Here is a 24,124-nt window from a genome sequence, read left to right as displayed (position 1 = left end):
TCTCTTGGTAGTAGCAATGGCTATTGCTGTAATGTTCACGTGGCCTTTGGTAGGGGTCACCACTGATAGAAGGTCATTCTATGCCTGTTATCACGTTGCCTGACGGCTCTAAACGCGAATTTCCACACCCAGTTACTGTACTTGATGTTGCCGCTGATATTGGCCCCGGCTTGGCAAAAGCCACCTTGGCCGGTTTAGTTGATGGCAAGGAAGTTGACGCTAGCTTTACGATTGAAGCCGATGCCGCCTTAGCCATTGTCACAGAGAAATCGCCCGAAGGGCTTGAAGTGCTTCGCCATTCTAGCGCGCACTTGCTTGCTCAAGCAGTAAAAACACTTTTTCCAGAAGCGCAGGTTACTATTGGCCCTGTTATTGACGATGGGTTCTATTACGACTTTGCATATTCGCGCGCGTTTACCCCAGAAGATCTAGACGCTATCGAAAAGAAAATGTCTGAGCTGGCAAAGGCCGACCTCCCTGTATCAAGGCGTGTTTTACCGCGCGATGAGGCTGTCGCTCATTTTCGGGGAATAGGCGAAGCATACAAAGCCGAAATTATTGAAAGTATTCCGTCAGACGAGCCCTTGTCCCTTTACAAACAGGGCGAATTTGAAGACTTGTGCCGTGGCCCGCATGTGCCTTCTACCGGCAAGTTAAAGTATTTTAAGTTGATGAAGGTCGCTGGTGCCTATTGGCGCGGTAATTCAGACAACGAAATGTTACAGCGAATATACGGTACTGCATGGAGCAGTAAAAAAGATTTAAAAGGTTATTTGAATCGATTGGAAGAAGCTGAAAAACGCGATCACCGCAAGCTGGGCAAGAAATTTAACTTGTTCCATTTGCAGGAAGAAGCGCCCGGCATGGTATTTTGGCACCCCAAAGGCTGGACGATTTACACCGAAATCGAGCAGTACATGCGCAAAGTACAGCGCGACAATGGTTACCAGGAAATCAAAACCCCACAAGTGGTCGACCGATCGTTGTGGGAGCGTTCTGGCCATTGGGATAAATTTCGCGAGGGGATGTTTACTGTCGAGTCCGAATCACGGGATTACGCCGTTAAGCCCATGAATTGCCCCTGTCATATCCAAGTCTTTAATCAGGGCTTGAAAAGTTACCGCGATTTGCCGTTGCGCCTGGCAGAGTTTGGCTCTTGCCACCGTAATGAAGCCTCGGGCACGCTGCAGGGCATTATGCGAGTGCGCAGCTTTGTGCAAGATGATGCGCACATATTTTGCGCAGAAGAAGCCATTCAAGAAGAAGTGTCGGTTTTCACCGATTTACTGTATGAGGTGTATCGCGATTTCGGCTTTAACGATGTAATTATCCGCTTGTCTACGCGCCCAGAGAAGCGCGTAGGTAGTGACGAAGTGTGGGATAAAGCCGAAAAGGCCTTGGCTGATGCGCTCGACGCCAAAGCATTGCCTTATGAGTTGTTACCGGGTGAAGGGGCGTTCTATGGTCCCAAAATTGAATTCTCACTGAAAGATTGTATAGGCCGTGTTTGGCAGTGTGGTACGATTCAGGTCGATTTCTCTATGCCGGGCCGTTTAGATGCGCAATATGTCGCCGAAGACGGTTCTCGCCAAGTACCTGTTATGTTGCACCGAGCCATTTTGGGTTCTTTTGAGCGATTTATTGGTATTTTGATCGAAAACTACGAAGGTGCATTTCCGCCTTGGTTGGCGCCAGAGCAGGCTGTAATTCTGAATATTACGGACAATCAGGCTAAATATGCACAAAAAGTTGAGAAATCCCTGCAAAACAAAGGCTTCCGAGTCGTTTCTGACTTGAGAAATGAGAAGATCGGCTTTAAAATTCGCGAGCACACCATTCAGAAGGTTCCCTTCCTCTTGGTCGTCGGTGATCAGGAAATGGAAAACGGCACGCTCGCGGTACGTACACGCGAAGGTAAAGACCTAGGAACATACTCCTTAGATGACTTTGCTACACTCTTGGCAGACGCAGTCGCCAAGCGTGGAAAGGTTTGATAATGGAGTAGAGCGCAGGCAACTGCTCGGTGAAAGCACCTAATACGTTGGTAGATGCAACAGCATTGCCGACACCCGCCACATTAAAGTGGTTAATGAACACAGGAGAGATAGGCCATTAACAATCGTGATAATGCCAAAGGGCGTTCTAAGAAAGCGGCAATCAATGATCAAATTGAAGCCACGGAAGTACGCCTAATAGGTGCAGACGGAGAACAAGTTGGTATCGTCCCCATCGCAGAAGCAAGGGCAGCGGCTGCGGCCGTCACCTTAGATCTAGTCGAAATTGCGGCGGATGCTGAACCCATCGTTTGTAAGATCATGGACTATGGTAAACATCTCTTCGAGATTAAAAAGCAGAAAGCCGCGGCCAAAAAGAAGCAGAAGCAGCAGCAAGTAAAAGAAATGAAGTTTCGCCCCGGTACAGAAGAGGGCGATTACAAAGTTAAATTGCGCAATGTTACGCGTTTTCTCGAAGCCGGTGATAAAGCGAAAATGTCGCTTCGTTTCCGTGGCAGGGAAATGGCTCACCAAGAGTTAGGTATGGAGATGATGAAGCGCATCGAAGTCGACTTGGAAGAGATCGCAACTGTAGAGCAATACCCCAAAATGGAAGGCCGCCAATTAATAATGGTACTGGCCCCTAAAAAACGTAAGTAACGCGCATTAAATAGCGTACAACTGCGTTAATACCCCATCTAGCGCTCTTGGTTTTCAAGAGCGCAGATACGAAACCGGTAATTTTTACCCGTTTCGCGCGAGTCATCGGGCTATTTAGCTGCCTAGTTGATTCTAAAGTAAAACCCAGAGGGCCACTTTTATTAGCCCTTTTATTGGAGAAGTAACAATGCCAAAAGCTAAAGTACATAGCGGCGCAGCCAAGCGGTTCAAAAAAACTGCATCTGGCTATAAGCACAAACACGCTTTCAAGAGCCACATCCTCACCAAAATGACTACCAAGCGTAAGCGTCAGCTTCGTGGCACCAGCATGCTTAACGCAGCTGATGTTCCAGCGGTAGATCGTATGATGCGTGCCAAGTAATTGGCCCCACAACATTTTTGAATGAGGAATTAGTATGGCCCGTGTAAAACGTGGTGTAGTGGCACGCCGAAGTCACAAAAAAGTTTTAAAAGCAGCAAAAGGTTATTACGGTGCGCGTTCACGCGTATTTCGTGTAGCAAAACAAGCCGTCATCAAAGCCGGTCAATACGCTTATCGCGACCGTCGCAATAAAAAGCGTAATTTCCGTGCTTTATGGATCACTCGTATCAACGCTCAGTCTCGTGTTGAAGGCGTAAGCTACAGCCGATTGATCGCTGGTTTGAAGAAAGCCGACATTGCTTTAGATCGTCGCGTATTGGCCGATTTGGCCATTCACGATAAAGCTGCTTTCGCAGCTATTGTAAACAAAGCAAAAGAAGCACTCGCTGCTTGATCAAAATCATAGGCTTGCCTGTGTTTTTGTAAAACAATCAGAAAGGGAAGGGCTTCGGCACTTCCCTTTTTATGTTCAGGATGAACGGTATCCGGCGGGTGCAGGACGCACAAGAGCCGGGTTCAGGATGAACGGTATCCGGCGGGTGCAGGACGCACAAGAGCCGGGTTCAGGATGAACGGTATCCGGCGGGTACAGTATTGTTTAGGCCGGCAATACCGAAACAGCAGCACAAGACATTCGCCTAACGTATAAAAAAGGCATTTTCTCTAGACGCTATCTCCGGTAGCGCTCAGTAATCCAGCAGGCCAATGGCCGCTCCAAAAGTAAGCGAAGCAAACGCTCTTAAGTGACTTATGGAAAACCTAAAAGAATTAACCGACGAAGCCCTTAATCTAGTAAACGACGCCAACGATTTAGCCGCGCTAGACGCCGTGCGCGTAAACTACCTTGGCAAAAAAGGCCAATTAACAGGTTTATTAAAAGGCTTGGGTAAACTCAGCGCCGAAGAGCGGCCCGCTGCGGGCGCAGAAATTAATAAAGCCAAAGCCAGCGTGCAAACGTGCATAAACACGCGTAAGCAGCAAATGGAAAATGCCGCCATAGAAGCCAAGTTAGCCGAAGAAAAAATAGACGTAACATTGGCTGGGCGTCGAGCAGAAGCCGGCGGGTTGCACCCCGTTACGCGCACACTTGATCGCATAGAGCGTATATTTGCCAATGTAGGCTATAAAGTCGAACAGGGCCCCGAAATCGAAGATAATTACCATAACTTCGACGCCCTCAATATCCCAGCTCACCATCCCGCACGTGCCATGCACGATACATTCTATATCGATGACAGCAACGTACTGCGTACACACACCTCTCCTGTTCAAGTCAGAACCATGGAGAACCAAGAGCCGCCCATCTACATTATTTGCCCTGGCCGAGTGTATCGATGCGATTCAGATATGACCCACACGCCAATGTTTCATCAGGTAGAAGGCTTGGTCATTGATAAAAACGTAAGCTTTGCGGATTTAAAAGGCACTATCGTGCAATTTTTGCGGGTGTTTTTCGAAGACGACGACTTGGAAGTGCGTTTTCGCCCCTCATTTTTCCCCTTTACAGAGCCTTCTGCTGAATTCGATATTCGCTGGGAAGCCAGTAAAACCGGTTGGCTAGAAGTGGGTGGTTGCGGCATGGTGCACCCTAATGTTTTGACCTCTAGTGGCGTAGACCCAGAAGCCTATACCGGCTTTGCCTTTGGCCTAGGTGTAGAGCGGCTAGCCATGTTGCGCTACGACGTGAACGACCTGCGTTTGTTTTTTGAAAACGATTTAGATTTTTTACGACAGTTCTAAGCAAAAAACCTAACGATAAAAGCGTAATTAACAGGGTAAAGAATAGAGTGGAAAGCCTCTATTCTTCCAGCAAGAAAGTGCGAATGTAGGGGTGTAACTCCAGAGCGCACACCATTACTCACGACTATCGGGCTCATGGCCCGCAACGGATAAAACGATACATGAAATTCAGCGAATCTTGGTTAAGAACTTGGGTAAACCCCAGTGTTGGCACACAAGAATTGGTCGACCAGCTCACAATGGCGGGTTTAGAAGTCGATGCCATAGACAGCGTAGCCGGTGAATTTAGCAACGTCGTTGTTGGAGAAATTCTCGAAGTTATACAGCACCCCGATGCAGACAAACTGCGAGTATGCCAAGTTGCAGGCCACCCCGAAGGTACTAAACAAGTGGTGTGCGGTGCACCAAATGCTCGCGTAGGTATAAAAATTCCTTTTGCACTCGTTGGCGCAAGTTTACCGCCCGGCGATGATGGCAAAGCCTTCAAAATTAAAAAGGCTAAACTGCGCGGCGTGGAATCCCTAGGTATGCTCTGTGGGCAAACCGAGTTACAGGCGGGCGATGATGACACCGGTTTATGGGAGCTTGCCAGTGATGCACCTGTAGGCACCGATCTACGTGAATACCTAGATCTTAACGACACCATTATTGAGGTAGACCTTACGCCTAATCGTAGCGACTGCTTAAGCCTAAAAGGCCTTGCGCGCGAGGTGGGTGTCTTGAATAAAGTGTCCGTTAATAACGTAGAAATCCTTCCTGTCGCTCATACCAGCGATGCGACCTTCCCCGTTAGCCTAGACGCTGGCGATGCTTGCCCGCGGTATGTGGGGCGAGTAATACAAGGGGTTGATGTCAGCAAGCCTAGCCCTCATTGGCTAGTAGAACGTTTACGGCGCAGCGGTGTTCGCTCTATAGATGCCGTGGTAGATGTAACGAATTACATCTTAATGGAGCTGGGCCAGCCCATGCACGCGTTCGACCTCGCAACCCTTAACACCGGCATTCGTGTGCGTTTAGCTGAGCAAGGCGAACAATTAACGTTACTCGACGGCCAAGCAATAAAACTAAACGCAGGCTCATTGGTTATTGCCGATAACAGCGGGCCAATAGCATTGGCCGGCGTGATGGGCGGGCAGACAACCTCTGTAACCAGCAATACACACGATATTTTTCTAGAAAGTGCGTTCTTCAACCCTATTATTATTGCCGGTAAAGCACGCTCTTACGGTTTACATACAGATTCGTCTCACCGCTTTGAAAGGGGAGTGGATTATAACGGAGCCGAAAGCGCCCTCGAGCGCGCGACAGCCTTATTGTTAGATATTGTGGGTGGAACCGCTGGGCCACTGGTTAAGAGTGAACTCACCGAGGCATTACCCCCTGCGCGTGAGGTAACGCTTCAGCGTAGCCGTATAGAATCTGGCTTGGGTTTAGCCATTCCCGACGCAGAAGTGGTCGATATACTCACTCGCCTCGGTTTAAGCTTAAGCAGCCAAACCGATAGCCGTTGGACATTCAGCGTACCCAGCTATCGCTTCGATATCGCAATAGAAGCCGACCTACTCGAAGAGCTAGCGCGTATCTATGGTTACAACCAGCTACCAGTCACCGAAATGCGCGTGCCAGCATCCTTACCTAAAATTAAAGATTCCCAATTACCAGAAGACCGCTTAGCGCGGCAATTAATTGGCAGGGGTTACCAAGAAGCCATAACCTACAGCTTTATCGACCCGAAAATACAGGCATTATTTACGGCTGGTGATACCGCATCAGCGGTAGAGTTACTTAACCCTATTAGCGCAGATATGAGCGTCATGCGTACCTCGTTATTGCCTGGGCTCGTCGAAACACTTCGACGTAACCTTAATCGTCAACATAGCCGTGTACGCTTGTTCGAAAAAGGTTTGCGCTTCATACCTACACCACAAGGCTTGGCCCAAACAGCGGGCCTTGCAGGCTTAATATACGGCCAGCGAGACGAAGCCTCATGGGTAGCAGAAAAGAGCGACGTAGACTTTTACGATATAAAAGGTGACCTCGAGTCGTTGTTATCGCTTACCAGCAAAACAATCACCTTTCAGCCTGTGGTACATACCGCATTACACCCAGGGCAAAGTGCAGAAGTGTTTGTAGAGGGTGAGTCAGTTGGCGTTGTTGGTGCTATCCACCCTCAGCTACTAAAGGCGCTGGACATCACTAAATCGGTATTTGTATTCGAAGTGGCGTTGCAAAAAGTACTCTCCACCACCGTTCCCGTTTTTGAGCCACTGTCAAAATTCCCTGAAGTTAGTCGAGATTTAGCTATCGTTGTAGATAGGGGCGTCAACGCTGCAGTGCTATTGGACGAAATTCGAGCAAATGCAGGTGACTACCTCAAAAACTTAAAGGTGTTTGACGTATATAGCGGCGAAGGTATTGATCCTAAAAGAAAAAGTCTGGCTTTTAACTTGACGTTTCAGCATCCTTCACGCACTCTTAACGAAGATGAAATTAACACTCCGGTGGCCGACATTATTAAGCGGCTAGAGGATGAATTTAATGCCAGCCTTAGATAATATCGATAAAGAGTCCCTCACAAAGGCCGACCTCGCTGAAAACCTGTACGAAGAGTTAGGGTTTAACAAGCGTGAAGCCAAAGAGCTCGTTGAGTTTTTCTTTGAAGAGATTCGGAATGCGCTGGAACAAAATGAGCAAGTCAAACTATCCGGTTTCGGCAATTTTGACTTGCGTGACAAAAAACAAAGACCTGGCCGAAACCCCAAAACGGGTGAAGAAATACCGATTACTGCGAGAAGAGTGGTAACCTTTCGCCCTGGTCAAAAACTAAAGGCACGAGTCGAAGCGTATGCTGGAACCGAGTAATAACGACGAATTACCCGTAATCCCAGGCAAGCGTTACTTCACTATTGGAGAAGTTAGCGAGCTATGCGCGGTAAAACCGCATGTATTGCGTTACTGGGAGCAAGAATTCCCCCAGTTGAAACCGGTTAAACGCCGAGGCAATCGCCGCTACTATCAGCGAGCCGATGTACTCACCATTCGGCAAATTCGATCACTACTGTACGATCAAGGCTTTACGATTGGTGGCGCACGTCAGCAAATGACCAGCGACGTAAATAAACCTGAAAGCAGCACTGAACTATCGAAAATAGTAGCGGAAATGATCCGAGACTTAGAAGAAGTGTTAGAAGTACTTAAAACCTAATAGCAGCTTAAAAAAGCTCAAAATACAGGCGCTTTTTCACGTTAAAAGAAGAATCGATAAAACGCCTAATTATGTCTTGCATAAACCCTCTTAATCCGTATTATGTGCGCCTCGCGTACTTACCTACGCAGAACAAATCGGAGTGTAGCGCAGCCTGGTAGCGCACCACACTGGGGGTGTGGTGGTCGTCGGTTCAAATCCGGCCACTCCGACCAATTCCCCAGCCTTGCGGGGTTAGCGGTTACTAAGCGTAGAAAAACCGTAGAAAAACCCCGTAGAAAAACTCTTTCTCTAAAACTTCCCGCCAATCATTTCTTCTGTGAATACCACTTCAACGTCGTCGTGTGGCAGCTCGTGGTTGGCTAGATATTGCAGCGTTTGTGCTTCGTCGCTGTGCGCCATTGCAAGCTGAATTTGGCTGGTTTTGTAGCCAGCGGTTTTCGCTGTTGCGTCTGCCAGAGATCTTATTTCGTGGAAGGTGGGCGGGGTTTTGTTTTGGGGGATGTCGTTCCAGAGACCTGTGGCGTCTCGGGCGTCTCTGAATTGTTTTGCAAATCTTTCTTTGGGTATTTGGCCTTTGTGGATTTTTAGCTTGCTTCTGTATTCGCGGTCGCGTCGCTTTGATATGTAGGAGATCAAGAACGGGCTCCGCATGTTTTTCATGCTTAGCTCGCGGCCGCGATTTGTAAGGTTGCGCAATAGGGTGTGTCGCTCGTTGTCCCATTGTAGCCGGGTGGCTTTCGTGTGGCCTTTTTGTGCTGCTGATTTACTGATGACGGTTTTTAATATACTGTCATTGATGTGTTGGTCGATTCTCAGGTTGAGAATGTCGCCCTCGCGCATAAATGTTAATAGCGATATGCCCATGGCGATCTGCAGGCCCTCGTATCCCAGTTTCCCAGCTTCTTGATAGATTGCCCAAAACTGTTTTAGCTCTAAGCGTAGCCGCGCTCTGTCGGGTTTTTCGCGTGAGTATAGCCGTGGTCGGTCATCGGCGGTTGTGAATGGGTTGTATGTGAGTTGTTTAAATAGGTCGCGTCCCAGCCAGTAATTGAATGCTCGGCGAAATTCGGCGTGCCGCAGTTTTTGCTGACTGTGTGTTAGTTGGTCCCACCACGCCTGTATTGCGGGTCGTGTGAGCCTGGACGGTGGCATTGAGAATTCGCGGCCAAATTTTTGGAGCGCGTATCGGCGGTTTTTCCAGCTGCGTGCTGTTCTCAGGTTGGGGCTGTTGCGTTCGCGGTAGACGATAAAATCGTCTACGAGGGCGCCGATCGGTGTTAGCCCTTTTTTTATTTCTGTCGCGGGCTGGTAGCTGGCTCTTTCTGCGTTGGCTTGTTCGGCGATAGCGTTTGCTTGGTGAGCAGTATCCGCTATAAAGCCCATTTTGGTTCCGTCCGGTCTGAGGTATTGCCAGCGGTTTACCCGTTTTTTGGGGTCGGGGTAGAGGTTGTTGGCCAGCTGTATGCCGTTAAATAGTCGTGGTTTTTTGGGTCTGGCCATTTTTTTTACGCCGGTCTGTTGAGTAGATTTGCAACTGTAGCATTAATTGTGGGTGTTTCGTCATTGGCTGCTGGCGTGAGGAATGTGTCTTTGCTTAGAAAATCGTCCAAATCAATCCAGACCAATAATTTTTTTGTGCGCATGACTTTGCCGTTAATCGTGCCTTCATCGATCATGTCGGCCCATTCGCTAGTGCTTGGGCCTGAGCCTTTTGTAAAGTAGCGTTGGTTTAGTGTTGTTGTTTTGATTAGCTGCACTGTTTTTTCTCTGTTTTGAATTTTCTGTTGATATATGTATTAATGATTAACGAATAAAGGTTTTTTTTAGATATATGGCGGAATAGTTGGTCATTGGTACGTTAACCCCTGTGTTATATTTCTTTGTGCATTTGGTATTTTGCACACTGCCAAACCGAATAGCCTGCGGCAGTCATAAAAGCCAGCGCGAAAATAGGGTCTAGCCAGTGCAAAAAATGCTCCCCAAAAAAAAGAGTTTCTATTGACGCTTCGGCAAACGCAAACATCACATAAAAGCACATAATAGTAATGACAGCTACAAACGGGTTGCCTTTTGACGATGTAGCTAAAGCCCAAAACCATAAGTCGATTTTTTTCATGTATCCTCCAAAAAATAATGCGTTTAATTGTTGTCCCATCTTAGCCGCTAGTGATTTACACTGACTCCGGTGCAGTCCGCCTCTGCTTGCACCGAAAAACCCCACTTAAGGGGCGTAATAAATATAACAAGGCAATTAAATGCGCTCGTTTCACTCACCGGACAGCCGCAAGCGGCTACCGTTTATTGCGAGGTTATATTTCATTCCACCTGTACGGCCTTGTTTCAAAATCATCAAAGCTACGCCAGTACAAGATAAAATGGCTATAGGTTGTAAACCTTAATGCGCAATCCTCTTTATTCAGTCTTTTAACGTCTTTTTGTTCTAAGTAGCTGGCAAGCGGCATGAATAAAACCTTAATTGGCAGTAGTAAAAACAAGAGCCAGTCTTTAGTAGTCATGCTCATAACGTCTTGCTGTAAGTCGTCTACATATACCGATGTTAAGTCGTTAATTACTCGCTCAGTGAGTGTGATTTTAACCGCATCTGACATAGGCAAGTTTTTAAAATGTGCGTTTCTGAACATGTTCAACTCCAAAATATAACAACACGCAGCAATCGGAATTTCGTACGCTGCGCTTCTCAATCCGTTGCGCTCAAGGTTATATTTTTACCCTGTAATTTCTTGCAGGTCTTTATATGCAGAAGCCATTGCCGCAGCATCGCCACTAATAATCGCTTTATCAGCGGCCTTTAGGCTCTGCTCAATCATCGCCGCCCCAAACGCACCGACTGGCCCTATCTCTTTGTAATACCCCAAAATCTCTCGGACTCTTGCTTGCTCTTCTGGCAGCGCATCACCTAAACTTTTCATAATCATCTCCAAAACATAACAAATCGTTCAATCTGACAGCCCTAATGGGCTGCCGCTTAACTTCGCGGTTATGTTTTTAAGCGTCGTGCCATCTTTTAACTTCTACTGAAAACCGGTCAGCAGCTACGTCTACGCCAGATGTAATAAATAAGTCTGGGAATATTGCTGCGAGTTTTGAGAAATATTTATCTAAAAAATCTGCTTCCCAATTATCGCCGTGGTTGTGGCAGTGTTCTATTTGCCCTTTCATGTCTACCATAATTGGGAAAATGGCCTCTCTGATTCTCTCAATTTCGTTGAGCAGCGGCACTGTAACCTCGTCCTCTTGGTAGCCGATCATTTTTCCTGCCTTCCAAAGCTTTGCTATTCTTATAGCCTCTTTTAGCTCCATTCCTGAATTCTCAAACATAACAAATTGCTCCAGTTGTTTCGTTCGTTCCTCACTCCACGCGGACGCCTTCGGCGCTCGCTGAGCAAGGGGTTATACGGCAATCTTAAACTCTTGTGCCGCGTTACTTTCAAAGACCGCTTTTGCAAAACCTCTCGGTGTTGCCGATCTAATATTTTTCGTTTTAAGGTTCTTTCCGCCTAGCTTTTTGTGTTGTGCGCTATACCCTGGTTCTGGTGTAACTGGTTCGGGGGGGGGGCATTACGAAGCCGTTGCCCGTCCATAGGCACGTTTTTTTAGGGTACGCATCGCGTGGCGCTATGTATTCTGGCCAGCGAGGGTGCCTGTCGTTTTCTGGCAGGTATCCGCCGTACTCATATGGATTAAATATATAGTCCGGCTTTCCGCAGTAGGTGCTAAATGTGCTTATCGGGTTTTCAATCATGTACGGCGCGCCGCACCATTCGCCAATCTCTTTGCTGGTCGCAAACAAATCAAGGCTTAGGCTTAATGCCCTCGCGCCCTTTTTCAAAAAGTGGGCCGCTCCACTTACAGCCACGTTTGTGCATTCAGGGAAGGCGGCAACAAATGCTATGCGGCCTACAATTTCTGATGGCGGCAACCATCCACCTCTTAAATCTGCACCCACTTTTACCAGCCCTGGCCTTTTATCGTCGTGGGTTATTCCCATTGGGTGCTGTATATCAACGATATAGCAGGTATATCCCGCATCGAGCCAAGGTGCCGCCATAATCCCTGTTAAATCAAATAAAAATACTGCCACATCTTTCATTTTAAGCCTCTGCGGTTGCCGTATAACAACCGGCTGTAATCGTTCGTTTTACTCACTCGGACTGCGCTAATCGCGCAGCCGTTAAGCCAAAGGTTAGCAGTCACACTCTCGGTGGCCGCAGCTTGTAAAGCTTAATTAGTGCTGCTTCCACCTGTTCGCCACGACTGCCGTCTCTGCTGTCAACCTCGTTAATTAACCACTGGGGCAACCTAACAGGCATCGTGTTTCGCTTAAGAGCGTCAGGGGCGGCTGGTCTGCCAGCCCCCTCGCGTTTTCCGCCTTGTTTACTCACTGTCAGCAAGCGCCGCTTTTAAACTAGCCAATGCTTTTTCAGCTTTTTGTAAGCAGTCTTCAAGAAATTTATCTTGCTCTTTGCTAACGTCAAATAAGCTGTTGTCGTAGTTTTCCCATATTGCTGAGTCAGCTTGTACGCCAGAATCAAAAACAACGGTTTCTTTATAGTTTTGGTCGTTTATATCAAAATCTACTACTGCCCAAATCACAAAACGATCAACGGGGTTTTCATATTCGCTGGTCTCACCCATTTCAGAAGAGTTTGTGTCAACACTGTTTAAAATAAAATTGTTCATAACATTAATCCTTTTTGATTTAGTTTCGCGTTTTGCTCAACTTGAATACAGTATACGTTTATCAATAATAAATGCAACACATAAATCAACTTAAATTCAAACAGTGTGCAAGGTTACAGCTAACAACCAGTTGTTTCGGACGCACTAACGTGCGCCGCAAAACAAAAAGGTTATGTGTGGTGATCGATGCAATCCTATTTAGTATTAAAAATAAGCGTTTCACCGTTTGCTAGTCTCACAAAACCATTATCGTTACCATTAATAATCATGTGTCCGCCGTATTGCAGGTCATGGCGTTTATGGCAAACAAAAGAGTCCTCACTCAATATTTCAGTCATTCGCGCTTTGCCTAGCCATCCCTCTAAACTGTCCTTACGAAAAGGGCAGTCAGGGCATGGCTTTTTTCGGTATGGTAATGCCATAATTAAATCCAGTAATCACATAACAAACGCATTAAATCGGACTCGCTACGCTCGCGCGTTTCTGCCTAGTTGTATCATCGCTTCAATAAATGGAAAATCTCCATGCTTTGTTTTGAGGATCTTCCAGCCGTAGTGCCTTGCGGCGTGAGTGAATCTATTTTCACCGGGCAAAACGTCAATTTGAACTTTTGCATCGAGTGATACCTGCAACACCCGAAGAGCTTCGGGTGTTGTAATCCCGCCGGACTTAACTATGAAATGCTTCCCGTCTTTTTCGTTATGCACGATGTAAAGTGATACTTTTTCTAGATTGTCCACTAAAATAGTTGTTGTTGATTTCATAATATTCTCCTGATCTAAACTGTGCTGTCGGTATTGCAGCTAACAAATGTTTTGCAGCGGATTCACTCCACTGCGTTTCGCTCTCCCCAGAAAACGAGGTTATGTTGCTGGCAAAAACTCCATTCTACCGCCCTCTGTTTTTTGCCATGTTCGCGCCTCAAAACGCTGCTTACCGCGCTTGTAGACTTTGCCTCTTGGTGGGGTTGATCCTTTGAGTATGTTTTTGCGATACCAAGATTCGCCCGGTGTTAATTTCTTGAAGCCGCCATTTTTTGGTAAAGGGTAATGCGGTAGGCTTGTTGTCCAGCCTACTGACGCGGCTTTTAAAATGCGTATTTCCATTTTTTAGTCTCTCGTCATGGTGGCCCGCCAAATCTGATTTCGGCGATGCTTGATTTAGAGGTTAGGATTTACCTGTCTTTGCGCGCGCGTTTTAGTTGTTGGTTGCGTTTCATTTTGCGCCTCGCTTTAGCCAGTGTTTGTGTAGGCCAAGGCACCATACGGCGGTGTAGGCGAGTGTGAGTATGAGTACGCCCCATTGTTGGTGCTGGGTGGCGCTGGCTATCCAGAAGGGTTGCCCTGCAAGGCCAAATAGGCAGGCGTATTTTTGCCAGTGTGGTTGGCCTATTTGGGTAATGAGGATGGCGGTGATGCCGGTGAGGGCGATACCGCTTTGGCTTATGGTGTCGATCATGTTAGGCGGCGCTTAGTGTTTGCTGTTGGTGTTGGGCTTCGCTGCGTTTTTGATCTATCCAGTTCGCTAGATCGTTAACGTTTACCAGCCATTGGCTTTTTTGGGTGCCGCCACGAAATACGGGGAAGGGGTATTTAAAGCCTCGGGCGTAGCGTTGCATTTTGTCTTTATCGTGCGCGAAATATTTTTCGGCAATAATGTCTAGCGGTATGTCGGCCTGTTGGTATTCGGCCATTAATATAAAAACGGTGCTGAGGCCGTTGGGCGTTGTGTGTGTGTTCATGCTGGTGCCTTTTGTTGCATGTATTTCGCCAGTGCGCGTGACGCGGTGGCTTTAGATGTTTTGGTTTTGTTTGCTATGTTGGTAACGTTGGGGTTGCAGCCAAATACGCCTTGTTGCAGTTGTTGAATAATGGTTTCTTGTAGGTTTTTGCTGGGTTGCACGTTTGCAGGTGGTGCAACATGTGTGGGTTGCACCGGTTTCAGCAAGAAAAGCAGTGCGAGAAAGGCGCCTGTATCCAAGAGCAGGCCAAGCAGGGTGAAGGCTGTTAGGCGGATGTGGTGGGCGCTTAGGTTTAGTGCGTTGGCGGCGAGTTGAACGCTGGCGGTAAATTCGTGGGTGTTGCTTGTGTGGCTGCTGTCGAGCGTGTTTGCAGCAATAAGACTGGTTTCGATAGCGTCTAGTTGTTGGCCTGCGTCTGTGCTGTGCTTAATGCTTTCTAGTCGTTGCGCAATGTTTAGACGTGTGCTGGCGCTTTTATCTAGCAGTTGTGCGCGAGCAAGTTGTCGTTGGTGTGCGGCTTGGGTGGCGGTGCTGTTTTGGTAGCCGCTTTCCATGAAGGCGACTGTTGCGCACACGCTAAGGCTCAGTAGGGCCGCAACCATTGCGCTGGCGAGTATTTTTATGGTTGGGTGGGCGTGACGGCTTTTGGTGGCGGCGGCAAGGGTGTATTGCATGGCGTGTAGTGTTATGCCTATGCCTGTGGCGGTGATGCCCGGTTGCAGGCTTTGCGTGAGCTGCACGGTTAGCCAGCCTGAAAAAAAACAGGCGGCGGTGGCGGTACAGGCGAGCGCGGTGGTGGTGAGTGTGTTGGTTAGCGTGTTCATTTTGTAAAAAATGGCTCCTGTGTTAGCGAGCCTAACGGGGCTGGAGGAGCGTGTGCGCTGTTTTCGTAAATGATGCCGCTAATCACAAGCGCCAAGATGGCTAAATTTTTTAGGGCGTTTGGGTTAATCATTTAAAAAATCCTTTATGCGCTTTAGGCTAACGTTGGCTTTTTCGTTGTTAGCGGGTTTTAGTTTTTGCACTGTTGTGTTGAATGCCGGTTTAATGGGTTTACTGGGTTCGCTGGGTAGTGCTTTGCCCTCTATAAAAAAACCTTTTAGGGTGCGTGCGCCTAGGGGTGTTATTAGTGGCCGTGTTTCCCAGCGTTCAATTTCGGTGCCCTTTTTTTTGTATTTAATTTGCTCTCCAAAAATTAGACCGACTTTTTCGGCCCAGCGTTTGGGTGTGTTGTGTATGTAGTCTCTAAAGTCGCCGCGGCGACCTGTGTGTAGCCACGCCTCTTCGCGCAGTAGGTTGTACAGGCGCTTGGTGGATACACGGCACTGCGCAGCCGTTTCGGCTACGGTGTGGTGGTGGTTTTCGTTTAGGCTGCTGTGTTTTGGTTGCATGCCGTGTCGGTCATTAATATTTTTATTTGGTCGGCGATGGCGAGTACTTTTTCGTGTAGGTCGTCTATGTCGCCGGTGGTGTTGTCGATAATGCTGTCGCCCACTTTTATTGGTGGTGCAGCTTCGGTGCGGTGTGGGTGTAGTGGTTGGCTGTTACTTTTTATGTGAAAGACAACGCCGCCTAAATTGCGTAGCCATTCGCATTCCTCTTCTGTGCGTAGGTCTGAAATAATTAGGCCGTTGCTGCTGGGGTTTTGTTTTTTATGCTGGGTTATGCGTATGCCGCATGCGGTGGTGAGTGCGTAGGGGTTTTGGTGTAGTAGTAGGTCGCCCATTTTTTGCATAAATTCGCGCACGGTGCAGCCGATAAGCGAGAGGTATTGTTTTTTATCGATTGTTAAAAAGTATTCTAAGCTTATGCCAAGGGCGCTGGCGCAGGCCGATTTTACGGGGTGCGCGAGTGTAAATTCAGGTAGGTTTAGTTCGCTTTTTAATATGTCGGCGGTGGTAGATTTTCCTGCACCGCTAATGCCTGCTATGCCTATTATGTATGTCATGTTTAGTTCCTGTTTGTTTTTTCTTGTTGTAAAAAATTGTGCATTAATTTATTGGCTAGCTGTGTGTTGTTGTTAAATTCTGTTGTGGCAGCGCTAATAATGCTGAGTGTTTCGTTTAAGGTAAGCTCGCCAATCGGTTTGTTTTTTAGGGCGCAGTAGTGTTGGGCACGCTCGCACACTAATAGCTGAAAAGTGCCGTTGCATTCTTCAATATTTAACTCGCTAATGAGTTGTATAAGTTGCGTGCGTGTTGTCATGCTGGTGCGCCTTTTGGGTTTACGCCGCTGCAGGCGGCGTGGGTTCGGGTTGGTTAAATACAAAAGTGTGTGCGCACATGCCGCGTATTTTTTTTATGGTGATAGGGTTGCGGGGTGCGGGTTGTTCTTCGCTGGTGCTGCGTGGTTGCTCTAGCGTTAGTAGGCCGTTTTTTGTTGTGCGTATGGTGTGGCCGGTGGTTGCTTGAATTTGTTTTGCGGCGCTAAACGTTTTTTGTGTGGGGAGTAGGTGTATATTGCTCATGCGTGAGTTCCTAGTGGTGTGCTGTAGATGCGGGCGGTGCTAGCGGGGCGCGGTAATGGGCGCATAGGGCTGCGTGGCCGCGCAATGGCGGGTAATGTGAGTAGAGCTATCATGCCGATGTGTACAATGTTTAATTGCTGTGCAGCGGCAATGGCTTGGCGCGAGTTGTTGGCGGCTAGCTTGTAAAATACGCTGCCCCACATTTTGTATAGCGTGCTGATTTTAATGTTCATTATGTTGGTGATCTCTTTGTTGCTGTGGCCTGTTACGGCCAGCTTTAGCATTTCGAGTTCGCGCTTGCCCAGTGGGGCGTAAAGCTGTGGCTGTGTGTTATGCATGGTCGCATTCCTTTTGCGATTAAAAATACCATCAAACTGTTATTATCTAAAATAACGTTATCCTGTTATTTCGTCAATAGATTTCTATATTTTTTTATTTGCTAAGTATGCTTAGCGGCTTTTCCTTAATCTGCTGGGCATGTTTAGATATGAGCGATTAGTAAAGGCGCGGCAGGCGGTAGGGTTAACTCAGCGGCAGTTGGGTGAGCGTTTGGGGTGCAGTGGTAGCGCGGTGGCGCAGTGGGAAACTGGCGAGACGGCCAATATTCGGCTGGAGTATTTGTTTTTGCTGGCGGATATTAGCGGTTATTCGGCGCGTTGGTTGGCGACGGGGCGCGGTGCCGCACGGCTGTTTAAATGGGTGCCCGAGGAGGGGTTTGCCGCGCTGGTTGCACGGTTAGATAGTGATGAGCGCTGGCAGTTGATGCAGGCGCTAGAGCAGATTGATGATTAGGCGCGGTTGAAGAAGTAACCGCAGTTGTTGCAAAGCCAAACTTTGCTTTTTTTAAAGCCTAGGCGGGCGCTAAGGATCATAAGGATAACGCCAATAATGGTGCCAATGGGTACGATAAAAAGGCAAATAACACCGACAATAAACAGTATAACCCCCAGTACTTGCAGGCCGTAGTTGTGCTCGCTGCGCGATGTTTTGTTCATTTCTGTGCCGCATTTTTCACAGTCTAATTTAGTTTTTTCCATTGTTATCGTCCTTGTTGTGGGTGCTCTCTAGAAGGTTAAGCTGCTTGGCCATTTGGGTGAGTATTGCCCACGTTTCTGGCTCAAGTTTTTTCATTTCTGGCGTTAGTTCGCGGTCTGCTGTTGTATTTGGGTTCCCCCAGGGTTGGCCTGTGCCGTCCACAAGCCACTCTAGGTTTAAATCGAGGGCTTTTGCTAGTTGTGCTGCGTATTTGCTGGATTCTCTATTGTTGGCTTCTATTCCTGTGATGGTGCTTTGTCCTATGCCTGATAGTTGGCTCAGTATGACTTGCGTAACTTTTATGTGTTTTCTGGCCCATGCGAGGCGGCGGCCAAGGTTCATGTTGAGCCATGTGGCGGGGTCGAATGGTTGGTTGGGTGGGTTGATTGGCATGGAGGTGTTGCTTTAGTTGGTTTTGGTTGATTTTACTATCGTCTTGGTATTTTTCGCAAAACAAATCAGTTGATATATAACATTTAGCTGTTATTATTGGGTGACATTAAAAATAACGGCTTTATGTTAATTTTGATTTTAGGTTAATTTTTGATAGGTGGTATATATGGATAGATTGCGAGTGATTGGTATTGTCGGTGGTGAGGGGCATGGGCGTAATGCGCGCTTTGCTCGTCGCGTTAATGAGGCGATTGATTTGTTGTGGTTGGCAGAGGGGTTGGCTGTGAGTAGCAAGCCTGTTCCGTTGGCGGTGAATGTGATTTGGGGTTGGGCTAATGATCCTAAGCTGAAAGAGAAGCCTTTGCCTGCTGAGTATGTGCGCCCGGCTGTGCGAGCGGCAAAAATTTTGGGGGTTGAGTTAGGTCCGCATGATTTGCGGCCGGATGTGTACGGCCAGCCGTTGGCGGCGTAGTGCTGGGCTTGTTGGTGTTTCGGCGTTTGCATGTTGAATCCTTTTTAATGCTAGGCGGTATTTAGTGTAGATGGGTTTTGCCTTTGTTTAATCACAAATTTTAGGCTGTATGTTAGTACAGGTCTGTTTATGCCAATTCGTTTAGATGATGAGGAGCTGGGCGTGTTTGAATCGCTCTATGAGGACGGTTATCCGTTTGCTGTTATTTTGTATGTGAGTGGTTTTCGGCGGCGTATGGATTATGCAACCGCGACGGTCGGTGTGACGGCGGGCAGTGTGGTTAGTGAGGCGTTTTTGGGCGACTTGCTTTATCGTTCGGCTAAAGCGGGTAGTCATTACGGTGAAAAAGGGCGCGATCGTTATTTTGTTCGGCGTCAGATTGGGGCGCTAGAGCGGTGTGGTTTGTTGCAGGCTCTTCCAAAAAAAAAACGAAGAGATCCTATGCGCTTTTTTTTACCCCTTGCGGCTACTGCGGGATTAATCCGTGCTCAGGAGGAGCGCACAATAAACGCACATAGAGAGCGCACATTGAATGGGGGTTGTGGAAAAGATGTGCAAGCTATTGAAAGAAAAGAAAAAAACATAGGTAACACGCCTTTCGGAATTGCCGAGGAGCGCACAATCAAAAATGGCGAGGAGCGCACTATCACTGGTTACTTAGTAAATAAAACTAAATATATAACTCCTAACGCGCGTAGCAATAACAGTGCCAGTGTTGTTGATTTTGTGGCTAGTGTTGACAGTGTTGAGAATGGGGATTTTGTTTACCAAGGTGTGGTGGGCGGTGATGGGGTTGCTAGGTTGCCAGTACCGATGGGTGATGACTGGATGCCTGATGCTGCTGTGCTGGCCGGTTTGGGTTTGTGTGGTGATGATCCGAATGTTGCGTGGCATATTCGCATGTTTCGCATGTACTGGCGTGAGCGTGGCGATGTTCGGCGAGATTGGAATGATGTGTTTGTTTGGTATACCAAAAATTATGGTGTGAAATCGGTTGTTTAACTAGGGGGTTGTATGCGTAAGGTTCATTATGGGTTGGTTGATAATTTGTTGCGTGAGTGGGCACTGTGGGTAAACGATGCGGGTAATTTTGGGCGGCTGGGGCATAGGCGTTCGTCAGTGTATGCCGTGGTGGCCGGTGGTGGAGTTGGGCGTTCGATGCTAAACGATGATGATGCGATGTGTATTTGTGACGAAATGGTTGCGCTAAAAAATTGGCAGCCTGATTTTTTCCAGGTGATGGATATGTTTTACCGGCGCGGTATGTCGAAGGTGAAGATTTCAGAAAAGTTGGGGGTTGATCGGCGTTGGGTGGGTGTGGCGCTGGAGGCGGGTTCGGTATTTGTTGCGCGGGGTTTTATGAGTGGTATTGCGTTGCGTTTTAATGGGGTGGCGAAATTGGCGGCGTAATTTTTTAAATTTATTTTGCGTTTTATTTGGGGGTTTTTGTCGGTTGTTTGTGGTTTATTGTCGGGGGTTTTTGTTGTTTTAATTTATTTTAATATTTGTGCTTGAAAAGTTGGGCACAGCGAGGGTATAGTTTTCCTGCATTGTTCGATTGGTGCGCAAACATTTTCCCTGATGTAAAAAACCCTAGCCGTTCGGTTGGGGTTTTTTTTCTTTGGATTTCCTAATACTCCTAATTGATACCCGCCTTGTGCGGGTTTTTTTTATTTATGGAAAAGTTACCAGAGTTTTTACAGAAATTTGGAATGGGGGCAACGCTTAGTACATTTGGTGCGGCGGTGGTTTCCAACCCGCAACTGTTTGTTGCCGTTGTGGGTGTTGTGGGTGGTTTGACTATCCAGTATTTGGGTGTGCGCTGGCGGCATGCATTAGATAAAAAATTTAAGCAGGATCAGCTTGAAATTATGCGTTCTGGTTTGTCTGATGATGTTGGTTAGTTTCGGGTTCTCTTTGAGAATCTGCGGGCGATATATTTGCGAGTGAAAAACTGGGATCGAAATCGGTCGAAATAAAGCGGGAGAGAGGGTTGATGAGTCTAGTCGATGTAAATAATGCGCTAACCAGTTCGGAGCAGGGTTTGGGGCGTTTTCGTTCGCGCGCGATGTCAATTGTGAATCAGTTGCAGTCGGCGCGTGATGAGCTGCAGGCAGCTTACGATAGTAAGGCGTCTGCGCAGGCCGAGGTTGCGATTTACAAGAGCACATTAGAGTCTGAGCGGGCGTCATCGATGCAGGTGGCGATTGAGCGTGCAGACGCATGCAATTTAGTTTTCGTGTCGTTGATAGAAAATTACGATACGTTGTTAGCCTCTGCTGCTGGTGTTGATTGGAATAGCTAGTGGCAATTTTACGGCAAGTGGCGGTTGGGTCGTGGGGGTCTCCTTCAGAAGCGGTATTCTCTAGCGCTCCGTTAGTGGGTAGCTTGCTTATAGCGTGCACGTCTGAGCGGTCGGGGGGCAGTGCTGGTGACCATGTTGTTACTGGTGATGACTGGGTTCATCAGGTGGCGAACACTACTGCTCAGTCCGATGGTTCGTATCGTCGATCAGCGTCTGTTTTTTTTAAAGTTGCGGGTGTGTCTGAGCCGGTGTCTTTCACGTGTGACGATGGTACTTTTAATACCATGCGTCTCACAATTTTCGAGTACGAGCTTGAGGCTGGTGAGGATCAGTGGGTATTGCTCGATTCCGATTTTGCCGACGATGGTGCGACGTCTAACGGTTCAACGATTGATATTGGTGCGACCGTTTCTGTGTCAGCGGGGCGTATGTTTGTGTGGGGCTGTGTCGTGAGTAAAAATGGTAGTGGTATCGATAATCCAAAATCTGTTTCGTATAGTAATGGGTTAACGTCGGACTACGCGGGTGAGCGCGGGTATTTCGATATGTCGCATTTTGCTGCTAGTGCCAACGATGGCGTAACGGGAATTAAAACGTCTATAGCGACGCAGACGGGTAGTGTTGATTCGAGTGGTTTGGCTGGGGCCATACTTGTTTTTTCAACTGTGTTAGCTGCGAGTGTCACGATCGGTGGCTCGCTGGCGACGGGTGCTGGCGAGCTGGATATTGTAGGAGGAGGCGGGTTCTTAACGTTAACATTAACTGGCGATGAGTGGGTGACAGCCGGTGCTACATTTGATGCTGTCCGTGCGGATATTCGTGCGGGTATTTCGGCGTCGTTGAGCCCTGTTGGGGGTTGGAATGATGTTGTTCGGGATGCGGTCCCGTTGGCGAATATTACGCGCAGCGGTGACGGTAAAACGATAAATATTACGCTGCCTGCATTTGCGGGTTATTCGATTTCGGTAAGCGATGTTATTGATGGTATTGCTATTCCGGCGTCGGCTCTGGTGGGTGGGGTGGCTATTTCCGTTGCTGACTCGTTTAGCGTTATCCCGTCGGTATTTTTGTTAGCGGCAAGCAAGGTTTCGCATGTTAATCGTTCGCAAGCTGCGGGATTAGTTCAGGCAAATATTTTGGCGGTTGACGTGGCGACGCATTCCCAGGGTGTGAGTGCGATTAATTTGTTTTCGGCTGCAGCTATAACTGCGGCCGCCGCGCTACATGATCATAATTCCGAGTCTCCTGCGTTTACTCAGTCTAGCGTGCTGGCGATTGCTAAAGCGTTGCACGCTCACAACGTTGAGGTTGCAACGCTAACGGGTGCGGGATTGTTAATTGTTAACGATGTAGCTCACTCTCAGTTTGTTGAAGTATCGGTGCTGGTGCAGAGTGGCCAAATTAACGTTAATGATTCAATTAGTGCGCACCGCGCGGGAATTATTAATTTAATTCAAAACAATACTATTGATGTTACGCGTATTACTCACGGTCATGCGTCTGATGCGGTTGTATTGAGTTCTGGTGTGATACTGGATGTTGATTCGGTGTTATATGCTAATGCGGTGGGTGAAATAGTCTTGACGCGGGCTCATGTTTTGGGTGTTGTTGATGGCTCGCATACTCACAGCAGCGAAACCCCCAGCCTATTTATTTCGTTTTCTGTGCAGTCTGATAGTGTGCGGCATGGCTGTCTATCGGGTGCCCCAACGCTAAGCAACGAAACGTTTTTAGTTGTTCAAAAATCAATTAATGCGTTAATTATCGAGGAGCCGGAATTGGCTCAAAACAGTTTTATTGTTATTGATGACTCTCAGCATTTGCATTTAGCCGATTCTATTGTGATTGGCGGTGGGTCATTCAGTGGGCGGCATGTTGTCGATATTCGCGGAGGGCAGCGTGTGGTGTTAATTCAAAAAATTGATCGCATTGTATCGGTCGAGGGCTGAGCATGAATTTTGAAGTGATGAACGAATTTAAAGCGGGCCACGTCTCGTTTGAAGTGGGTAACAGGCACGACAGCGATAAATTGCAGGGCATCGAAGTGTCGGACGTTGAGCGGTGGCACCGTGCTGGTTTTGTAAAAGCCGAGGGTATGGGTGAGGCGGTAGCGTTAAATCCTAATCATGTCGAGGTGGCCCCGCGCAAAGTGGCAACAACTACAGTGTCAACAGAGGGTTAGGTCATGGGTAAGTCGGTACACGATGACGTGCTAGATGCGGCGCATAACAAGAGCGCAACATGTATAACTATAACGGTTTGCTCTGCTGAGCCTGCTAACTATGCGGCAATTTCGGGCTTAGTGTTGGCCAGTGGAACGTTGGTTGCTGGGGTGGGTAATGGCGATTACGTTATCGCTAACGGTGATGTGAGTGGTAGAAAGCTCACTATCGCGCAACAAGCAAATTTGAGCATCACGGCTAACGGTGACGCTACTCATATTGCGCGTGATGACGGCACTACACTGTTGCGGGTAACGACCTGTGCAACGCAAACATTAACGAGCGGCGGAACGGTAACGATTTCGGCGCACGATGAAGAAATTGAAGATCCTGCATAATGAGTATAGTTGTGCATGACGGTGTTATTACCCCGGTGTTTAAGCAGCGTTGGGACGCTGGCGATGAGGATTGGGTTTGGGTTGCGTGGGATGATCTTGTGCGTGGGGCGTCACTCTCATTTAGCGAGTGGTTGTTGCCTGATGGCTGGGAAGTGCGGGGTGAAAACCATGCGGCGATGGTTACGGATGATGTTTCGGGTAGGTCGTTTTCTGTTGCTAATGCTGTTTTGCTTTCGGTTGCACCGGTTGAGGGGTTGTATCAATTGGTTAATCGTGTTGAGTTTGATGATGGTCGAAAGTATCAGCGTGGCGTAGGTATTGAGGTAGTGAGGTCGCAAGTAGCCCCCCCCCTGCTATAGGTTCTCCCCATGGGGGTATCCAGTACGGTACGCAAGTGCGCGAAATTTCGTTAGTTGGGGGTTTGTAAGGGGGGTTGACGTGGACGCGTTGATCTCTCTTTTTTATT

General features: G+C 47.8%; 39 protein-coding genes and 1 tRNA gene. 19 read left to right on the top strand and 21 right to left on the bottom strand.

Annotation, left to right across the window (positions count from 1 at the left end; all coding sequences use genetic code 11):
* The first annotated feature begins 80 nt into the window (after positions 1 to 80).
* The 9 genes from thrS (at position 81) to H5647_RS17420 (ending at position 8,196) form a co-directional block, all read left to right on the top strand.
* A complete protein-coding gene (gene thrS, locus H5647_RS17460; protein ID WP_045860366.1) occupies positions 81 to 1,994 on the top strand; it encodes a threonine--tRNA ligase in 1,914 nt (637 codons plus the stop codon).
* A 117-nt stretch (positions 1,995 to 2,111) separates the two neighbouring features.
* Entirely contained in the window at positions 2,112 to 2,654 is a 543-nt protein-coding gene (infC, locus tag H5647_RS17455; RefSeq protein WP_082087102.1) for a translation initiation factor IF-3, read from the top strand.
* 187 nt (positions 2,655 to 2,841) lie between these two features.
* Entirely contained in the window at positions 2,842 to 3,036 is a 195-nt protein-coding gene (gene rpmI / locus H5647_RS17450) for a 50S ribosomal protein L35 (RefSeq protein ID WP_082087101.1), read from the top strand.
* 34 nt (positions 3,037 to 3,070) lie between these two features.
* Positions 3,071 to 3,430, top strand: coding sequence for a 50S ribosomal protein L20 (gene rplT, locus H5647_RS17445; RefSeq protein ID WP_045860363.1), 360 nt, complete (start codon positions 3,071 to 3,073; stop codon positions 3,428 to 3,430).
* 356 nt (positions 3,431 to 3,786) lie between these two features.
* A complete protein-coding gene (pheS, locus tag H5647_RS17440; protein ID WP_045860362.1) occupies positions 3,787 to 4,776 on the top strand; it encodes a phenylalanine--tRNA ligase subunit alpha in 990 nt (329 codons plus the stop codon).
* Between the two features lie 161 nt (positions 4,777 to 4,937).
* Positions 4,938 to 7,331 (top strand): phenylalanine--tRNA ligase subunit beta, encoded by a 2,394-nt coding sequence (gene pheT, locus H5647_RS17435; RefSeq protein WP_045860361.1) that lies wholly within the window; start codon positions 4,938 to 4,940, stop codon positions 7,329 to 7,331.
* Entirely contained in the window at positions 7,315 to 7,638 is a 324-nt protein-coding gene (gene ihfA, locus H5647_RS17430; protein ID WP_045861497.1) for an integration host factor subunit alpha, read from the top strand. The genes pheT and ihfA overlap by 17 nt, the downstream gene beginning before the upstream one ends.
* Entirely contained in the window at positions 7,622 to 7,981 is a 360-nt protein-coding gene (locus H5647_RS17425) for a MerR family transcriptional regulator (RefSeq protein ID WP_045860360.1), read from the top strand. The genes ihfA and H5647_RS17425 overlap by 17 nt, the downstream gene beginning before the upstream one ends.
* Before the next feature lie 138 nt (positions 7,982 to 8,119).
* Positions 8,120 to 8,196, top strand: a tRNA-Pro gene (locus H5647_RS17420).
* A 76-nt stretch (positions 8,197 to 8,272) separates the two neighbouring features.
* On the opposite strand, the gene H5647_RS17415 is transcribed toward H5647_RS17420, so the two are convergent.
* From H5647_RS17415 to H5647_RS17325, 19 genes are all read right to left on the bottom strand, one after another.
* Positions 8,273 to 9,484 carry a tyrosine-type recombinase/integrase gene (locus tag H5647_RS17415; protein ID WP_045860359.1) on the bottom strand — a complete coding sequence of 404 codons (1,212 nt, stop codon included), beginning with the start codon at positions 9,482 to 9,484 and terminating at the stop codon, positions 8,273 to 8,275.
* Between the two features lie 5 nt (positions 9,485 to 9,489).
* The gene (locus H5647_RS17410; RefSeq protein WP_045860358.1) at positions 9,490 to 9,741 is read right to left on the bottom strand and encodes a hypothetical protein; all 252 of its coding nucleotides are present in this window, start codon (positions 9,739 to 9,741) and stop codon (positions 9,490 to 9,492) included.
* 113 nt (positions 9,742 to 9,854) lie between these two features.
* Complete coding sequence (locus H5647_RS17405) at positions 9,855 to 10,100, bottom strand: hypothetical protein (protein ID WP_045860357.1); 246 nt, start codon at positions 10,098 to 10,100, stop codon at positions 9,855 to 9,857.
* Positions 10,101 to 10,293: 193 nt separating this feature from the next.
* Positions 10,294 to 10,626, bottom strand: coding sequence for a hypothetical protein (locus H5647_RS17400; protein ID WP_045860356.1), 333 nt, complete (start codon positions 10,624 to 10,626; stop codon positions 10,294 to 10,296).
* Positions 10,627 to 10,710: 84 nt separating this feature from the next.
* Entirely contained in the window at positions 10,711 to 10,914 is a 204-nt protein-coding gene (locus tag H5647_RS17395; RefSeq protein WP_045860355.1) for a hypothetical protein, read from the bottom strand.
* Between the two features lie 76 nt (positions 10,915 to 10,990).
* Complete coding sequence (locus H5647_RS17390; protein ID WP_045860354.1) at positions 10,991 to 11,323, bottom strand: hypothetical protein; 333 nt, start codon at positions 11,321 to 11,323, stop codon at positions 10,991 to 10,993.
* Between the two features lie 199 nt (positions 11,324 to 11,522).
* Positions 11,523 to 12,095, bottom strand: coding sequence for a hypothetical protein (locus H5647_RS17385; protein WP_052692149.1), 573 nt, complete (start codon positions 12,093 to 12,095; stop codon positions 11,523 to 11,525).
* A gap of 284 nt (positions 12,096 to 12,379) precedes the next feature.
* On the bottom strand, positions 12,380 to 12,685 hold the full coding sequence (locus H5647_RS17380) for a hypothetical protein (RefSeq protein WP_045860352.1): 306 nt from the start codon (positions 12,683 to 12,685) through the stop codon (positions 12,380 to 12,382).
* Between the two features lie 194 nt (positions 12,686 to 12,879).
* Positions 12,880 to 13,107, bottom strand: coding sequence for a hypothetical protein (locus H5647_RS17375; RefSeq protein ID WP_045860351.1), 228 nt, complete (start codon positions 13,105 to 13,107; stop codon positions 12,880 to 12,882).
* A gap of 45 nt (positions 13,108 to 13,152) precedes the next feature.
* The gene (locus H5647_RS17370; protein WP_045860350.1) at positions 13,153 to 13,449 is read right to left on the bottom strand and encodes a hypothetical protein; all 297 of its coding nucleotides are present in this window, start codon (positions 13,447 to 13,449) and stop codon (positions 13,153 to 13,155) included.
* Positions 13,450 to 13,548: 99 nt separating this feature from the next.
* A complete protein-coding gene (locus H5647_RS17365; RefSeq protein WP_045860349.1) occupies positions 13,549 to 13,791 on the bottom strand; it encodes a hypothetical protein in 243 nt (80 codons plus the stop codon).
* Between the two features lie 109 nt (positions 13,792 to 13,900).
* Complete coding sequence (locus H5647_RS17360; RefSeq protein WP_045860348.1) at positions 13,901 to 14,143, bottom strand: hypothetical protein; 243 nt, start codon at positions 14,141 to 14,143, stop codon at positions 13,901 to 13,903.
* 1 nt (position 14,144) lies between these two features.
* A complete protein-coding gene (locus H5647_RS17355) occupies positions 14,145 to 14,426 on the bottom strand; it encodes a pyocin activator PrtN family protein (protein WP_045860347.1) in 282 nt (93 codons plus the stop codon).
* Entirely contained in the window at positions 14,423 to 15,250 is an 828-nt protein-coding gene (locus H5647_RS17350; protein ID WP_045860346.1) for a hypothetical protein, read from the bottom strand. The genes H5647_RS17355 and H5647_RS17350 overlap by 4 nt, the downstream gene beginning before the upstream one ends.
* Before the next feature lie 123 nt (positions 15,251 to 15,373).
* On the bottom strand, positions 15,374 to 15,817 hold the full coding sequence (locus H5647_RS17345) for a hypothetical protein (RefSeq protein ID WP_045860345.1): 444 nt from the start codon (positions 15,815 to 15,817) through the stop codon (positions 15,374 to 15,376).
* Positions 15,793 to 16,374, bottom strand: coding sequence for a deoxynucleotide monophosphate kinase family protein (locus H5647_RS17340; protein ID WP_045860344.1), 582 nt, complete (start codon positions 16,372 to 16,374; stop codon positions 15,793 to 15,795). Before H5647_RS17340 ends, H5647_RS17345 begins: the two co-directional genes overlap by 25 nt.
* 2 nt (positions 16,375 to 16,376) lie before the next feature.
* Positions 16,377 to 16,631, bottom strand: coding sequence for a hypothetical protein (locus H5647_RS17335; RefSeq protein WP_045860343.1), 255 nt, complete (start codon positions 16,629 to 16,631; stop codon positions 16,377 to 16,379).
* Positions 16,632 to 16,650: 19 nt separating this feature from the next.
* Positions 16,651 to 16,893 (bottom strand): hypothetical protein, encoded by a 243-nt coding sequence (locus H5647_RS17330; RefSeq protein WP_045860342.1) that lies wholly within the window; start codon positions 16,891 to 16,893, stop codon positions 16,651 to 16,653.
* The gene (locus H5647_RS17325) at positions 16,890 to 17,231 is read right to left on the bottom strand and encodes a response regulator transcription factor (protein WP_045860341.1); all 342 of its coding nucleotides are present in this window, start codon (positions 17,229 to 17,231) and stop codon (positions 16,890 to 16,892) included. The genes H5647_RS17330 and H5647_RS17325 overlap by 4 nt, the downstream gene beginning before the upstream one ends.
* Before the next feature lie 139 nt (positions 17,232 to 17,370).
* Between H5647_RS17325 and H5647_RS17320 the strand changes: the two genes are divergently transcribed.
* Positions 17,371 to 17,685, top strand: coding sequence for a helix-turn-helix domain-containing protein (locus H5647_RS17320; RefSeq protein WP_045860340.1), 315 nt, complete (start codon positions 17,371 to 17,373; stop codon positions 17,683 to 17,685).
* Here H5647_RS17320 and H5647_RS17315 read toward each other — a convergent pair.
* Positions 17,682 to 17,930 (bottom strand): hypothetical protein, encoded by a 249-nt coding sequence (locus H5647_RS17315; RefSeq protein ID WP_045860339.1) that lies wholly within the window; start codon positions 17,928 to 17,930, stop codon positions 17,682 to 17,684. The genes H5647_RS17320 and H5647_RS17315 overlap by 4 nt on opposite strands.
* Entirely contained in the window at positions 17,917 to 18,321 is a 405-nt protein-coding gene (locus tag H5647_RS17310) for a helix-turn-helix domain-containing protein (RefSeq protein WP_045860338.1), read from the bottom strand. The genes H5647_RS17315 and H5647_RS17310 overlap by 14 nt, the downstream gene beginning before the upstream one ends.
* A gap of 166 nt (positions 18,322 to 18,487) precedes the next feature.
* Between H5647_RS17310 and H5647_RS17305 the strand changes: the two genes are divergently transcribed.
* The 9 genes from H5647_RS17305 to H5647_RS17265 all read left to right on the top strand — a co-directional run bounded on the left by H5647_RS17305 (position 18,488) and on the right by H5647_RS17265 (position 24,017).
* Entirely contained in the window at positions 18,488 to 18,793 is a 306-nt protein-coding gene (locus H5647_RS17305; protein ID WP_045860337.1) for a helix-turn-helix domain-containing protein, read from the top strand.
* Between the two features lie 129 nt (positions 18,794 to 18,922).
* Positions 18,923 to 19,795: a DnaT-like ssDNA-binding domain-containing protein gene (locus H5647_RS17300; protein WP_045860336.1), complete on the top strand. Its 873-nt coding sequence runs from the start codon at positions 18,923 to 18,925 to the stop codon at positions 19,793 to 19,795.
* A 12-nt stretch (positions 19,796 to 19,807) separates the two neighbouring features.
* Entirely contained in the window at positions 19,808 to 20,203 is a 396-nt protein-coding gene (locus H5647_RS17295) for an antiterminator Q family protein (RefSeq protein WP_045860335.1), read from the top strand.
* Between the two features lie 266 nt (positions 20,204 to 20,469).
* Positions 20,470 to 20,697, top strand: coding sequence for a hypothetical protein (locus tag H5647_RS17290; RefSeq protein ID WP_045860334.1), 228 nt, complete (start codon positions 20,470 to 20,472; stop codon positions 20,695 to 20,697).
* Between the two features lie 92 nt (positions 20,698 to 20,789).
* The gene (locus H5647_RS17285; protein WP_045860333.1) at positions 20,790 to 21,098 is read left to right on the top strand and encodes a hypothetical protein; all 309 of its coding nucleotides are present in this window, start codon (positions 20,790 to 20,792) and stop codon (positions 21,096 to 21,098) included.
* The gene (locus H5647_RS17280) at positions 21,098 to 23,047 is read left to right on the top strand and encodes a hypothetical protein (RefSeq protein WP_045860332.1); all 1,950 of its coding nucleotides are present in this window, start codon (positions 21,098 to 21,100) and stop codon (positions 23,045 to 23,047) included. The genes H5647_RS17285 and H5647_RS17280 overlap by 1 nt, the downstream gene beginning before the upstream one ends.
* A 2-nt stretch (positions 23,048 to 23,049) precedes the next feature.
* The gene (locus H5647_RS17275) at positions 23,050 to 23,280 is read left to right on the top strand and encodes a hypothetical protein (protein ID WP_045860330.1); all 231 of its coding nucleotides are present in this window, start codon (positions 23,050 to 23,052) and stop codon (positions 23,278 to 23,280) included.
* 3 nt (positions 23,281 to 23,283) lie between these two features.
* Positions 23,284 to 23,658 (top strand): hypothetical protein, encoded by a 375-nt coding sequence (locus H5647_RS17270; protein ID WP_045860329.1) that lies wholly within the window; start codon positions 23,284 to 23,286, stop codon positions 23,656 to 23,658.
* Positions 23,658 to 24,017, top strand: coding sequence for a hypothetical protein (locus H5647_RS17265; protein ID WP_045860327.1), 360 nt, complete (start codon positions 23,658 to 23,660; stop codon positions 24,015 to 24,017). Before H5647_RS17270 ends, H5647_RS17265 begins: the two co-directional genes overlap by 1 nt.
* The last annotated feature ends 107 nt before the right edge of the window (positions 24,018 to 24,124 follow it).

The organism is Teredinibacter purpureus (assembly GCF_014217335.1).
Classification (GTDB): domain Bacteria; phylum Pseudomonadota; class Gammaproteobacteria; order Pseudomonadales; family Cellvibrionaceae; genus Teredinibacter; species Teredinibacter purpureus.
Note: the sequence above shows the minus strand (reverse complement) of the source record. Positions and strands in the feature narration are given on the sequence as shown.